The 13031-nt window shown below is 58.4% G+C and carries 18 protein-coding genes; 8 read left to right on the top strand and 10 right to left on the bottom strand.

Features of this window, described 5'->3' with window-relative positions; genetic code table 11:
* Nucleotides 1-18 precede the first annotated feature (18 nt).
* The gene (locus tag HBO10_RS05015; protein ID WP_034126309.1) at nt 19-912 is read left to right on the top strand and encodes a ZIP family metal transporter; all 894 of its coding nucleotides are present in this window, start codon (nt 19-21) and stop codon (nt 910-912) included.
* A 113-nt stretch (nt 913-1025) separates the two neighbouring features.
* Here the strand turns inward: HBO10_RS05015 and HBO10_RS05010 are convergent, their stop codons facing one another.
* The 10 genes from HBO10_RS05010 to HBO10_RS04965 all read right to left on the bottom strand — a co-directional run bounded on the left by HBO10_RS05010 (nt 1026) and on the right by HBO10_RS04965 (nt 8034).
* Nucleotides 1026-1298: an HPr family phosphocarrier protein gene (locus HBO10_RS05010; RefSeq protein ID WP_003188577.1), complete on the bottom strand. Its 273-nt coding sequence runs from the start codon at nt 1296-1298 to the stop codon at nt 1026-1028.
* Between the two features lie 16 nt (nt 1299-1314).
* Nucleotides 1315-2172, bottom strand: coding sequence for an RNase adapter RapZ (rapZ, locus tag HBO10_RS05005; protein WP_034126310.1), 858 nt, complete (start codon nt 2170-2172; stop codon nt 1315-1317).
* A gap of 2 nt (nt 2173-2174) precedes the next feature.
* On the bottom strand, nt 2175-2639 hold the full coding sequence (gene ptsN, locus HBO10_RS05000) for a PTS IIA-like nitrogen regulatory protein PtsN (RefSeq protein ID WP_034126311.1): 465 nt from the start codon (nt 2637-2639) through the stop codon (nt 2175-2177).
* 10 nt (nt 2640-2649) lie between these two features.
* Nucleotides 2650-2955 (bottom strand): ribosome-associated translation inhibitor RaiA, encoded by a 306-nt coding sequence (raiA, locus tag HBO10_RS04995; RefSeq protein ID WP_003171804.1) that lies wholly within the window; start codon nt 2953-2955, stop codon nt 2650-2652.
* 75 nt (nt 2956-3030) lie between these two features.
* A complete protein-coding gene (locus HBO10_RS04990) occupies nt 3031-4524 on the bottom strand; it encodes an RNA polymerase factor sigma-54 (protein WP_034126312.1) in 1494 nt (497 codons plus the stop codon).
* Between the two features lie 184 nt (nt 4525-4708).
* Entirely contained in the window at nt 4709-5434 is a 726-nt protein-coding gene (gene lptB, locus HBO10_RS04985) for an LPS export ABC transporter ATP-binding protein (RefSeq protein WP_003188582.1), read from the bottom strand.
* Nucleotides 5434-5967: a lipopolysaccharide transport periplasmic protein LptA gene (gene lptA / locus HBO10_RS04980; RefSeq protein ID WP_032893554.1), complete on the bottom strand. Its 534-nt coding sequence runs from the start codon at nt 5965-5967 to the stop codon at nt 5434-5436. Before lptA ends, lptB begins: the two co-directional genes overlap by 1 nt.
* Nucleotides 5954-6526 (bottom strand): LPS export ABC transporter periplasmic protein LptC, encoded by a 573-nt coding sequence (gene lptC / locus HBO10_RS04975; protein WP_014716937.1) that lies wholly within the window; start codon nt 6524-6526, stop codon nt 5954-5956. Before lptC ends, lptA begins: the two co-directional genes overlap by 14 nt.
* 8 nt (nt 6527-6534) lie before the next feature.
* The gene (locus HBO10_RS04970; protein WP_034126313.1) at nt 6535-7059 is read right to left on the bottom strand and encodes an HAD family hydrolase; all 525 of its coding nucleotides are present in this window, start codon (nt 7057-7059) and stop codon (nt 6535-6537) included.
* On the bottom strand, nt 7060-8034 hold the full coding sequence (locus HBO10_RS04965; RefSeq protein ID WP_034126314.1) for a KpsF/GutQ family sugar-phosphate isomerase: 975 nt from the start codon (nt 8032-8034) through the stop codon (nt 7060-7062).
* A 310-nt stretch (nt 8035-8344) separates the two neighbouring features.
* Between HBO10_RS04965 and HBO10_RS04960 the strand changes: the two genes are divergently transcribed.
* The 7 genes from HBO10_RS04960 to murA all read left to right on the top strand — a co-directional run bounded on the left by HBO10_RS04960 (nt 8345) and on the right by murA (nt 13022).
* Nucleotides 8345-9154, top strand: a complete 810-nt coding sequence (locus tag HBO10_RS04960; protein WP_003188590.1) for an ATP-binding cassette domain-containing protein — start codon at nt 8345-8347, stop codon at nt 9152-9154.
* Nucleotides 9154-9951: a lipid asymmetry maintenance ABC transporter permease subunit MlaE gene (gene mlaE, locus HBO10_RS04955; RefSeq protein WP_003188592.1), complete on the top strand. Its 798-nt coding sequence runs from the start codon at nt 9154-9156 to the stop codon at nt 9949-9951. Before HBO10_RS04960 ends, mlaE begins: the two co-directional genes overlap by 1 nt.
* A complete protein-coding gene (gene mlaD / locus HBO10_RS04950) occupies nt 9951-10418 on the top strand; it encodes an outer membrane lipid asymmetry maintenance protein MlaD (RefSeq protein WP_003188593.1) in 468 nt (155 codons plus the stop codon). The genes mlaE and mlaD overlap by 1 nt, the downstream gene beginning before the upstream one ends.
* Before the next feature lie 11 nt (nt 10419-10429).
* Nucleotides 10430-11077: an ABC transporter substrate-binding protein gene (locus HBO10_RS04945; RefSeq protein WP_014716940.1), complete on the top strand. Its 648-nt coding sequence runs from the start codon at nt 10430-10432 to the stop codon at nt 11075-11077.
* Nucleotides 11074-11379, top strand: a complete 306-nt coding sequence (locus tag HBO10_RS04940; RefSeq protein ID WP_003188596.1) for an STAS domain-containing protein — start codon at nt 11074-11076, stop codon at nt 11377-11379. Before HBO10_RS04945 ends, HBO10_RS04940 begins: the two co-directional genes overlap by 4 nt.
* A gap of 114 nt (nt 11380-11493) precedes the next feature.
* Nucleotides 11494-11733 carry a BolA family protein gene (locus HBO10_RS04935; RefSeq protein ID WP_003188597.1) on the top strand — a complete coding sequence of 80 codons (240 nt, stop codon included), beginning with the start codon at nt 11494-11496 and terminating at the stop codon, nt 11731-11733.
* A gap of 23 nt (nt 11734-11756) precedes the next feature.
* Nucleotides 11757-13022 carry a UDP-N-acetylglucosamine 1-carboxyvinyltransferase gene (gene murA / locus HBO10_RS04930; RefSeq protein WP_034126315.1) on the top strand — a complete coding sequence of 422 codons (1266 nt, stop codon included), beginning with the start codon at nt 11757-11759 and terminating at the stop codon, nt 13020-13022.
* The last annotated feature ends 9 nt before the right edge of the window (nt 13023-13031 follow it).

The raw sequence follows: 13031 nt of genomic DNA, 5'->3' as shown, positions 1-13031 counted from the left end.
CAAGATCTAAGGCCGACTATGGGCACTCAAACACTGGCGATCGGTAGCGTACGAATGTTTCGTTATGCGTTTGGCACGCTGCTGCTATTGGCAGGTACTGCGTTATTGGTGGCCCATGGGCTGGACTGGTTGAACCTGGAGGCGCGCATCCTGCGCGCTTTGCAGGGTGGAGCGATCTGCGCGCTGGGCACGGCGCTGGGCGCGGTGCCGGTGTTGGTGATTCGGCGCATGCCGATGGCGCTGAGCGATACCCTGCTGGGCTTTGGTGCCGGTGTGATGCTGGCGGCGACCGCTTTTTCCCTGGTCGTGCCGGGTATCGCCGCCGCTGAAAGCCTGGGGCTTTCACCTTGGGGTGCCGGTGGCTTGATCAGCTTCGGCATCATGCTCGGGGCGTTCGGCCTGTACCTCGTAGACCGCAAGGTTTCTGGCGCCAGCCCGGAAATGCTGGTGGGTACACCGGATAAACCGGTTATCCCGCCGCGTATTTGGTTATTCGTGTTTGCCATCATTGCGCACAACATCCCGGAAGGCATGGCTGTAGGTGTTTCTGCGGGCGGAGGCATGGCGGATGCCGACAGCCTCGCCATGGGCATTGCCTTGCAGGATGTACCTGAAGGGCTAGTGATTGCGTTGGTATTGGCTGGGGCGGGAATGTCGCGGATCAAAGCCTTCCTGATTGGCGCTGCATCGGGCTTGGTTGAACCGGTATTTGCGGTGCTCTGCGCATGGCTGGTGAGCCTTGCCGAAGTGTTGTTGCCGCTGGGTTTGGCGCTGGCCGCCGGGGCAATGTTGCTGGTAGTGACTCATGAAGTCATCCCCGAGTCGCGCCGCAATGGCCATGAAAAGCTCGCCAGCCTTGGGCTGTGCATCGGGTTTTGCCTAATGATGGTGATGGATACGGCGTTGGGTTGAGGGGGGCTGTAGGAGCGAGCTTGCTCGCGAAAAACCTGAGAACACTGCGTTAAACCAGGATGCCCGCGTTATCGTTGACGTTTCGCCAGCAAGCTCGCTCCTACATAAGGGGGTTATTCGCCTTCGTCGAAGTAGTTGTTGATCAACTCGACCAGTGCGGCCATTGCTTCGTCTTCTTGCTCGCCCTCGGTGCTCAGATGAATTTTTGTGCCTTTGCCGGCCGCCAACATCATCATCGCCATGATGCTTTTGCCATCGACCATGGACTCTGGCGTACGCCCAGCCCGGATCTGGCAGGGGAACTGCCCGGCCACGCCGACGAATTTAGCCGACGCCCGTGCGTGCAGGCCCAGCTTGTTGATGATTTCAATTTCCAGAGCAGGCATCGCGCAGGTGTTCCTATCAACTCAGGTCGCGGTGGCGAACCTGGACGTTCTTGAGGGTTTGTTGCAGCACCTGGCCCAGCCGTTCAGTCAAATAGACCGAGCGGTGGTGGCCGCCGGTGCAGCCAATGGCAATGGTGACATAGGCTCGATTGCTGGCGGCAAAGCGCGGCAACCATTTGAGCAGGTAGCTGGAGATATCCAGGAACATCTCTTCCACATCCGGTTGTGCGGCCAGGTAGTCGATCACAGGCTGATCCAGCCCGGACTGATCGCGCAACTCCGGTTTCCAGTAAGGGTTGGGCAGGCAGCGCACATCGAACACAAGGTCGGCATCTACCGGCATGCCGCGCTTGAAGCCAAATGACTCGACCAGAAACGCCGTCCCCGGCTCAGGCTGGTTCAGCAGGCGCAGCTTGATCGCGTCGCGCAACTGATACAGGTTCAGATTGGTGGTGTTGATCTTCAGGTCGGCCAGGTCAATGATCGGCCCGAGCAGCTTGGTCTCGTCCTCGATGGCTTCGGCCAGGGAGCGGTTGGCGCTGCTGAGGGGGTGGCGTCGACGGGTTTCGGAGAACCGCTTGAGCAAGGTCTCTTCGTCGGCATCCAGGTACAGCACATCGCAATGAATGTGCTTGGCACGCACTTCTTCCAACAGTTCCGGGAACCGCGAGAGGTGGCTAGGCAGGTTGCGCGCATCAATCGAGACCGCTACCAGCGGCTGCGCCAATTCGGTATGGATCAGTGCGCGTTCCGCCAGCTCTGGCAGCAGGCCGGCGGGCAGGTTGTCGATGCAATAGAAGCCGTTGTCCTCAAGCACATTGAGGGCGGTGCTCTTACCCGAGCCGGAGCGACCGCTGACGATGATCAAACGCATGATTACTGCCCGTTTTGTTCATCCAGGACAACTTGGTACAACGCTTCATTGCTGGAGGCGCTGCGCAGTTTGTCGCGTACATCCTTGCGGTCCAGCATGCTGGCGATCTGCCGTAGCAGTTCCAGGTGCGCATCGGTGGCGGCTTCCGGGACCAGCAGCACAAACAGCAGGTCGACCGGGGCGCCGTCGATGGCGTCGAAATCAATCGGAGCGTCCAGGTGCATCAGCGCGCTCACAGGTTTATCACAACCTTTGAGGCGGCAGTGAGGGATCGCGATGCCGTTGCCAAAACCGGTGGAGCCGAGTTTTTCACGGGCAATCAGAGCTTCGAAGACATCTTGCATCTCCAGATCCGGAATTTCCCGGGCGATCAGGTTGGCAATTTGTTCGAGGGCGCGCTTTTTACTGCCGCCCGGCACGTTCACGAGGGAACGGCCGGGGGTCAGGATGTTTTCAAGTCGGATCATGGGGGGAGAGTTAACGACCTGTACCTTGCATCAGGTGCAGATTCTTTTCCTTATGCTTTATGAGTTGGCGGTCGAGCTTGTCGTAGAGCGAGTCAATTGCCGCATACATGTCTTCATGTTCTGCATTGGCAACGAGCTTGGCATTCGGTACGTGCAGGGTGGCCTCGATTTTCTGCTTGAGCTTATCGACCTCCATGATGACCTGCACGTTTGTGATCTTGTCAAAATGCCCCGCAAGCTTGTTCAGTTTGCTCTCGGTGTATTCACGCAGGGGCTTGGTGACTTCCAGCTGGTGTCCACTGATGTTGACTTGCATACAGCTTCTCCTTCGTTGCCAGTGCATAAAGCGGTGGGCAGGAATACCCACCACTGGAACGCTGTGGCCCGCCCGTCACATCAAACGCTTACGCTCGCTGGAAGGCGCGATCCCTAGGGACTCGCGGTACTTGGCGACGGTTCGACGGGCGACCTGAATGCCTTGTGCCTCCAGTAAACCAGCGATCTTGCTGTCACTCAACGGCTTTTTCTGATTTTCAGCGGCAACCAGTTTTTTGATGATCGCGCGGATCGCCGTGGACGAGCATTCACCGCCTTCAGAGGTGCTGACGTGGCTGGAGAAAAAGTATTTCAGCTCATAAATACCCCGTGGGGTATGCATGAATTTCTGCGTGGTAACTCGGGAAATCGTCGATTCATGCATGCCGACGGCTTCGGCGATGTCGTGCAGCACCAGAGGCTTCATGGCCTCGTCGCCGTACTCCAGGAAACCGCGCTGGTGTTCGACGATCTGGGTTGCGACTTTCATCAGGGTTTCGTTGCGGCTTTGCAGGCTCTTGATGAACCACCGCGCTTCCTGCAACTGGTTGCGCATGAAGGTGTTATCGGCGCTGGTGTCGGCGCGGCGCACAAAACCTGCGTATTGCGGGTTGACCCGCAGGCGCGGTACTGACTCCTGGTTCAGCTCCACCAGCCAGCGTTCGTTGTCCTTGCGCACAATGACGTCGGGCACCACATATTCGGCTTCGCTGGATTCGATCTGCGAGCCTGGACGCGGGTTGAGGCTTTGCACCAGCTCGATGACCTGGCGCAAGTCATCTTCCTTGAGCTTCATACGGCGCATCAGTTGGCTGTAGTCGCGACTGCCCAACAGGTCGATGTAGTCACTGACCAAGCGTTGCGCTTCGGTGAGCCATGGCGTCTTGGCCGGTAATTGGCGCAGTTGCAGTAACAGGCACTCGCTGAGTGTGCGTGCGCCGATGCCTGCGGGCTCGAATTGCTGGATGCGGTGCAGGACGGCTTCGATTTCGTCCAGTTCGATATCCAGTTCCGGGTCGAAGGCCTCGAGGATCTCGTCGAGGGTTTCGTCCAGGTAACCCTGGTTATTGATGCAATCGATCAGGGTGACCGCGATCAGGCGATCGGTATCGGACATCGGCGCCAGGTTCAGTTGCCACAGCAAGTGGCTCTGAAGGCTCTCGCCCGCCGACGTGCGGGTAGTGAAGTCCCACTCGTCATCATCGCTGCTTGGCAGGCTGCTGGCGCTGGTCTGGTACACGTCTTCCCAGGCGGTGTCCACGGGAAGCTCGTTGGGAATGCGTTCGTTCCAGTCGCCTTCCTCCAGGTTGTCCACCGTCGGGGCGGTTTCCTGATAGGAGGGTTCCTGCACGTCGGAATTGGGTTTTTGCTCGATGTTATCGGCCAGAGGATCTGCGTTATCGAAGTCGTCGCCTTCTTCCTGGCGTTCGAGCATCGGATTGGACTCCAGGGCCTCCTGGATCTCCTGTTGCAGGTCCAGGGTCGACAATTGGAGCAGGCGGATGGCCTGTTGCAGCTGCGGTGTCATCGTCAGCTGCTGGCCCATTCTCAGGACTAGCGATGGTTTCATGGCAGGGGCTTAACACCTTATTCGCCGGCGCAATGCGCCATCCACGACAGGGCGCGTGAGCGCCAAACATAAGCAAATTATATGCCTGATCTCGGGGCCTTTGCCTAGAGCGCGGTAACAATAAAAAAACCGAGGTTTCCATTGACTCCCGCACGCTCCAGGTAAGAGCGCGATACCCCTGTGTTTACAGGCGGAACTCGTGACCCAGGTACACTTCCTTCACCAGCTCGTTGGCCAGGATGGTTTCGGCATCGCCTTCGGCAATCAGCTGACCATCGTTGACGATATACGCGGTTTCGCAGATATCGAGGGTTTCGCGCACGTTGTGATCGGTGATCAGCACGCCAATGCCCTTGGCCTTGAGGTGATGGATGATCTGCTTGATGTCGCCCACCGAAATCGGGTCGACACCTGCGAAGGGCTCATCCAGCAGGATGAATTTCGGCGCGGTCGCCAGGGCGCGGGCGATTTCCACGCGACGACGTTCACCACCGGACAAGCTCATGCCGAGGTTGTCGCGAATATGGTTGATGTGGAATTCCTGCAGCAGGCTTTCCAGCTCCTGGCGGCGGCCATCGCGATCGAGTTCCTTGCGGGTCTCGAGGATCGCCATGATGTTGTCGGCTACCGACAGTTTACGGAAGATCGACGCCTCCTGCGGAAGATAGCCGATACCTGCCCGTGCACGACCGTGCATGGGTTGGTGGCTGACGTCCAGGTCATCGATCAATACGCGACCCTGGTCCGCCTGGACCAGCCCGACGATCATATAGAAGCAAGTGGTTTTGCCGGCACCGTTAGGGCCGAGCAGGCCGACGATCTGGCCGCTGTCGATCGACAGGCTGACGTCGCGTACCACCTGGCGGCTTTTATAGGCCTTGGCCAGATGCTGGGCTTTCAGGGTTGCCATTACTCGGCCTTCTTCTTCGGCTGGATAACCATGTCGATGCGTGGGCGGGGTGCGGTGACCTTGTTGCCGTTGGCGCGACCGGCGTTAGCGATCTGCTTCACGGTGTCATAGGTGATTTTTTCACCTTCCGTGGAGTTGCCGTCCGGGCTCAGCACCTTGGCCTGGTCAATCAGTACGATGCGGTTCTGCTGGGCGTGATACTGGATAGTCTTGCCGTAGCCTTTCATGGGGCCTGTATCGGTAGCGGACTGCTTCTGCTCGAAATAAGCCAGGTTGCCGACCGAAGTCACCACATCGATATCGCCGGTCTTGGTACGAGTCAGGGTCACCGTGTTGCCGGTGATCTTCATCGAGCCTTGGGTGATGATCACGCCGCCGGTGTAGGTGGCGACACCTTGCTTGTCATCGAGCTGCGCATCGTCAGCCGAGATGTGGATCGGTTGCTGGCTATCGTTCGGCAGAGCCCAGGCGCTCACGCTTCCCAGTGCTGCGCCCAGACCGAGCAAAATAGGGAGAGTTTTAACGAGCCTCATACTGTCCTCTTACGTTCGATAGCAGGTGTATCCTGCTTTCTTTCAAATACGCTTTCATTCCCTTGCCAGTCGATACACCGCCAGCGCCGTCGATTCTAACGTCTTGCTCGGTCTGCGCATATTGCTTCTGTGGGAATACGGTCATGCGACTGCTGGTAATGATGGTGTCGCGGTTCTGCGCGTCTGTACGTGCGACGCGAACCGAGTCGATCAGTTCAACTTCGGTGCCGTCAGGGTTGACTTCGCCACGCTTGCTGGTCACGTGCCAGGGAAATTCGGTGCCGCGATACAGGTTCAGGTCCGGATTGGTCAGCAGGCTGACTTCGGAAGCCTTCAAGTGCTCGACCTTGTCCGATGTCATCTCATACTGCACCTTGCCGTCGGGCAGATACTGAATGCTGTAGGCATTGGTGGCGTAATAGTCGATAAGGCCTTCGTCAACCTGTGCAACAGGCTTGTCGAGAAAGCGCTCCGGGCTGATATTCCAGTAGCCCACCGCCAGGAGCAGCGCGGCGATGACCCCGAATAACAGGAAGTTGCGAATCTTTTTACTCAGCATATAACGCTCTATAGGTAGGCGGCGTGGGCCGCTTCAAGACTGCCCTGGGCACGCAGGATCAACTCGCAGAACTCGCGGGCGGCACCTTCGCCGCCACGGGCGGTGGTTATGCCATGGGCGTGTTCGCGGACAAACGCCGCGGCATTTGCGACGGCCATGCCCAGGCCCACCCGGCGAATCACCGGCAGGTCTGGCAGGTCGTCGCCCAGATAGGCGACTTGTTCATAGCTTAGGTTGAGTTGGCCAAGAAGCTCGTCCAGCACCACCAGTTTATCCTCGCGGCCCTGATACAGGTGAGGAATACCGAGGTTTTGTGCACGGCGTTCCACAACCGGTGTTTTTCGACCGCTGATAATTGCGGTTTGCACGCCCGCTGCCATCAGCATCTTGATGCCTTGGCCGTCGAGGGTGTTGAAGGTCTTGAATTCGCTGCCGTCTTCGAGGAAGTACAGGCGGCCATCGGTCAGCACGCCGTCAACGTCGAAAATCGCCAGCTTGATTTCTTTACCGCGTTGCAACAGGTCGCTGTTCATTTACATCACTCCTGCGCGCAGCAAGTCGCCAAGGTTAAGGGCCCCGATCGGCCGGTCATCGTCGTCGACCACGATAAGAGCACCTATGCGGTGATCTTCCATGATTTTCAACGCTTCGGCCGCAAGCATTTCGGCGCGCGCGGTCTTGCCGTGAGGGGTCATCACTGCGTCGATGGTCGCGGTATGGATATCAATGGTGCGGTCAAGGGTGCGACGCAGGTCACCGTCGGTGAATATCCCTGCCAGTCGGCCATCGGTTTCGACGATGGCAGTCATGCCCAAGCCCTTGCGGGTCATTTCCATCAGCGCATCCCTGAGCAGGGTGCCGCGTGGAACGCTCGGCAGCTCGGCGCCGCGATGCATGACATTTTCCACTTTCAGTAGCAGGCGACGGCCCAGTGCGCCACCCGGATGGGAAAATGCGAAGTCCTCGGCCGTAAACCCGCGGGCCTCCAGCAGTGCCACCGCCAGGGCATCGCCCATTACCAGCGCGGCGGTAGTGGAGGAGGTGGGCGCCAGGTTCAGCGGGCAGGCCTCATGGGCTACGTGCACGTTCAGATTGACATCGGCGGCCTTGGCCAGCGTTGACTCAGGGTTGCCAGTGAGGCTGATCATCTGGATGCCCAGGCGCTTGATCAGCGGCAGCAGGGTCACGATTTCGTTGGTAGTACCGGAGTTGGACAGGGCGAGGATCACGTCGTCCTTGGTGATCATGCCCATGTCGCCGTGGCTGGCTTCGGCCGGGTGCACGAAAAACGCGGTGGTCCCAGTGCTCGCCAGGGTCGCTGCGATCTTGTTGCCAATGTGGCCGGACTTGCCCATGCCGACCACCACCACGCGGCCCTTGCTGGCCAGAATCATCTCGCAGGCGCGCACGAAATCCGCGTCGATATGCGCCAGCAAGCCCTCTACGGCTTCAAGCTCAAGGCGTATGGTGCGTTGTGCGGATTGAATAAGGTCGCTGGATTGGCTCATGTCTGAAATCGTATAGCCTGACGAAAAGTCGGCGATTATAGCGGTAATGATCAATTCCCTCACGCAAGTTCGTCAGGCTTTGTGCGCGGAATAACTGAAAACCATCGTCGGTAACATAGCAAGCAACGTTTTTTCCCTGTCTCAAATCTGAACCAGCGCTGTTCCGGCCTTGGGGGCTCTGTACCAGCAGTGATATAGTTCGCCGCCAGTTCGGTCCGCCCAACCCATGTGCTCAACTATTGCGCATCTGTTGAAAACCAAAGTCGCACACATGGTGTCTGAGTGAAAGGCTGCATCCCAAGGAGATTAGATGAGTGCCGATAACGCCTACGCGGTCGAGCTGAAGGGTCTTACCTTCAAGCGCGGTACGCGCAGCATCTTCAATAACGTCGATATTCGCATTCCTCGCGGCAAGGTCACGGGCATCATGGGGCCTTCCGGTTGCGGCAAGACCACCCTGTTGCGCCTGATGGGCATGCAATTGCGCCCCAGTGCCGGGGAAGTGTGGGTCAACGGCCAGAACCTGCCAACGCTGTCGCGTAGCGATCTGTTCGATGCGCGCAAGCATATGGGCGTGCTATTTCAGAGCGGCGCGCTGTTCACCGACCTCGATGTGTTCGAAAACGTAGCCTTTCCGCTGCGGGTGCACACCCAGCTGTCCGATGAAATGATTCGTGACATCGTGTTGTTGAAACTGCAGGCCGTAGGGCTTCGCGGCGCCATCGACCTGATGCCGGACGAATTGTCCGGCGGCATGAAGCGCCGTGTTGCCTTGGCGCGGGCGATTGCCCTCGACCCACAGATCCTCATGTATGACGAGCCATTCGTAGGTCAGGATCCGATCGCCATGGGCGTGTTGGTGCGCCTGATCCGCCTGCTCAACGATGCATTGGGGATCACCAGTATCGTGGTGTCCCACGACCTGGCCGAAACCGCGAGCATCGCCGACTACCTGTATGTAGTGGGTGATGGTCAGGTGCTGGGGCAGGGTACGCCTGAAGAGTTGATGAACGCCGATAACCCGCGCATTCGCCAATTCATGACCGGCAACCCCGATGGCCCGGTGCCTTTTCACTTTCCGGCAGCGGACTACCGCTCAGATCTTCTGGGGAAGCGCTGATGCGCAAGACATCTCTTATCGAGAAGGTTCGCCTTTTCGGTCGCTCGGGCATCGACATCGTCGAAGTGCTGGGGCGTTCGACCATTTTCCTGTTTCACGCCTTGCTGGGGCGCGGCGGTATCGGCGGCGGCTTTGGCCTGCTGGTCAAGCAGCTGCACTCGGTGGGGGTGATGTCCCTGGTGATCATCGTGGTCTCCGGCGTATTCATCGGCATGGTGCTGGCGCTGCAGGGTTTCAATATCCTGTCCAGCTACGGCTCGGAGCAGGCGGTAGGGCAGATGGTGGCCCTGACCCTGTTGCGTGAGCTTGGCCCGGTGGTTACCGCCTTGTTGTTCGCGGGGCGTGCAGGTTCGGCGCTGACCGCTGAAATCGGCAATATGAAATCCACTGAGCAGCTGTCCAGCCTGGAAATGATCGGCGTGGACCCGCTCAAGTACATTGTTGCCCCGCGCCTGTGGGCCGGCTTCATTTCCCTGCCACTGCTGGCAATGATCTTCAGCGTGGTGGGTATCTGGGGTGGTTCGTGGGTGGCGGTTGACTGGCTGGGGGTCTACGACGGCTCCTACTGGGCCAACATGCAAAACAGCGTGACCTTCACCGGTGACGTGCTCAACGGCATCATAAAGAGCATTGTCTTTGCCTTTGTGGTGACCTGGATTGCCGTATTCCAAGGCTATGACTGTGAGCCCACTTCAGAGGGGATCAGCCGTGCCACTACCAAGACCGTTGTATACGCTTCGTTGGCGGTACTGGGCCTTGACTTCATTTTGACCGCCTTGATGTTTGGAGATTTCTGATGCAAAACCGCACTGTGGAAATCGGTGTCGGCCTTTTCTTGCTGGCTGGCATCCTGGCTTTACTGTTGCTGGCCCTGCGAGTCAGTGGCCTTTCGGCCAGCCCTACCGCCGATACCTATAAACTTTACGCGTACTTCGACAATATCGCCGGTTTGACGGTCAGATCCAAAGTGACCATGGCCGGTGTCACCATCGGCAAGGTCACGGCAATCGATCTGGATCGCGACAGCTTTACCGGTCGGGTGACGATGCAACTGGACAAGAAGGTAGATAATCTGCCAACTGACTCCACGGCATCTATCCTCACTGCGGGTTTGCTGGGCGAGAAGTACATCGGGGTCAGCGTGGGGGGGGAAACAGCCCTGCTCAAGGATGGTTCGACCATCCACGACACACAGTCGTCGCTGGTGCTTGAAGACCTGATCGGGAAATTTTTGCTCAATACGGTCAATAAAGACGCTAAATGAGGAATCTGTTCATGATCTCTACCTTGCGACGTGGCCTGCTGGTACTGCTTGCAGCATTGCCGATGATGGCCAACGCGGCAGGTTCTGCCCACGATTTGGTGCAGGACACCACCAGCAAAATGCTGGCTGACCTCAAGGCTAATAAAGAACAGTACAAGCAAGACCCTTCCAAGTTCTATAACGCGCTCAACACGATCGTTGGCCCTGTGGTCGATGCTGAAGGCATCTCCAAAAGCATCATGACGGTCAAATATTCGCGCAAAGCTACGCCTGCGCAAATGCAGACGTTCCAGGAAAACTTCAAGAAGGGGCTGTTCCAGTTCTACGGTAACGCTCTGCTGGAATACAACAACCAGGGCATTATCGTTGATGCGCCCAAGGACGAGTCGGGCGACCGTGCCGAAGTCGGAATGAAAGTCTCCGGCAGCAATGGCGCCGTGTACCCTGTGTCCTACACCCTGACGAAGATCAACGGTGAGTGGAAACTGCGTAACGTGATCATCAACGGTATCAACATCGGCAAGCTGTTCCGTGATCAGTTCGCCGACGCGATGCAGCGCAATGGCAACGATCTGGACAAGACCATCAATGGTTGGGCCGGTGAAGTGGCCAAGGCCAAGGAAGAAACCGATAAAGCTGCCGGGAAGCCTGCGCAATGACCGAGTCGGCTGTTCGTATCGGCGACGCCGGCGAGCTGTTCCTCAGCGGCGTGCTGGATTACCGCACCGGGCCTGACCTGCGCAAGCAGGGCCAGGCGCTGATCAAGGCCAGCAAGGCGCCAGAGCTGGTGCTTGATTGCTCGGCGGTGACCAAGTCCAGCAGCGTCGGCCTGTCGTTGTTGCTGTGCTTCATGCGTGATGCCGAGGCGGCGAAAAAGCCGGTAAGCATCCGTGCGTTACCAGAAGACATGCGCGAAATTGCCGAAGTTTCCGGTTTGACCGAGCTGCTGGCGCATCCCTGATACACATTATTAAAGAAGCCCCCCGTCAGAGTCCTGCTATGCGGGGTTCGCAGGCGCGGGGCTTTTTTGTATGATGTGCGACCCGTGCGCACTGGGCGCCGATAGAGGTTGAGCATGCAGGCCCTAGAAGTTAAGAGCTTCCTTGAAGGAAAGCTGCCTGAAACGACTGTAGAAGTCGAAGGCGAAGGCTGCAATTTCCAGCTGAACGTGATTAGCGATGAACTGGCGGCATTGAGCCCGGTCAAGCGTCAGCAGCAGATCTATGCCCATTTGAACCCATGGATCACCGATGGCAGCATCCATGCGGTCACTATGAAATTTTTCAGCCGCGCGGCCTGGGCCGAGCGCACCTGAGCCCCCAAGGCGTCGAGATTCTTATGGATAAATTGATTATTACCGGCGGTGCCCGCCTTGACGGCGAGATTCGCATTTCCGGTGCGAAAAACTCCGCCTTGCCGATCCTGGCAGCGACCCTGCTGTGCGATGGCCCGGTGACTGTGGCCAACCTGCCGCACCTGCACGACATCACCACCATGATCGAGTTGTTCGGTCGCATGGGCATTGAGCCGGTGATCGACGAGAAGCTGGCCGTCGAAATCGACCCACGCACCATCAAGACCCTGGTCGCTCCGTACGAACTGGTGAAAACCATGCGTGCGTCGATCCTGGTGCTGGGCCCTATGGTTGCCCGTTTCGGCGAAGCCGAAGTAGCCTTGCCTGGCGGTTGCGCCATTGGTTCGCGTCCGGTCGACCTGCACATCCGTGGCCTTGAGGCCATGGGCGCAGTCATCGACGTCGAAGGCGGCTACATCAAGGCCAAGGCGCCGGAAGGCGGCCTGCGCGGCGCGAACTTCTTCTTTGATACCGTCAGCGTCACCGGTACCGAGAACATCATGATGGCCGCTGCTCTGGCCAACGGTCGCAGCGTGTTGCAGAACGCCGCACGCGAGCCGGAAGTGGTCGACCTGGCCAACTTCCTCAACGCCATGGGCGCGAAGGTTTCCGGTGCTGGCACCGACACCATCACTATTGATGGTGTAGAGCGTCTGCACACCGCCACCTACAAAGTCATGCCTGACCGCATCGAGACCGGTACCTACCTGGTTGCCGCTGCCGTGACCGGTGGCCGTGTGAAGGTCAAGGACACCGATCCGACCATCCTGGAAGCTGTCCTGGAAAAACTCAAGGAAGCCGGCGCAGAGATCACCACCGGCGAAGACTGGATCGAGCTGAACATGCACGGCAAGCGGCCAAAAGCCGTCAACGTGCGTACCGCTCCGTACCCGGCGTTCCCGACCGACATGCAAGCGCAGTTCATCTCCTTGAACGCGATTGCCGAAGGCACCGGTGCCGTGATCGAGACCATCTTCGAAAACCGCTTCATGCACGTGTATGAACTGCACCGCATGGGCGCCAAGATCCAGGTCGAAGGCAACACCGCCATCGTCACCGGGATCGACAAGCTCAAGGGCGCGCCAGTAATGGCAACCGACCTGCGTGCCTCGGCCAGCCTGGTAATCTCGGCACTGTGCGCCGAAGGTGACACCCTGATCGACCGCATCTACCACATAGACCGTGGTTACGAGTGCATCGAAGAGAAACTGCAGATGCTCGGCGCGAAGATTCGCCGCGTACCGGGCTAGTCCCTGCTT

The sequence above is a fragment of the Pseudomonas sp. WS 5503 genome (assembly GCF_012985385.1).
GTDB classification, from domain to species: Bacteria; Pseudomonadota; Gammaproteobacteria; order Pseudomonadales; family Pseudomonadaceae; genus Aquipseudomonas; species Aquipseudomonas paracarnis.
This window is presented reverse-complemented; position numbering and strand designations above follow the sequence as displayed.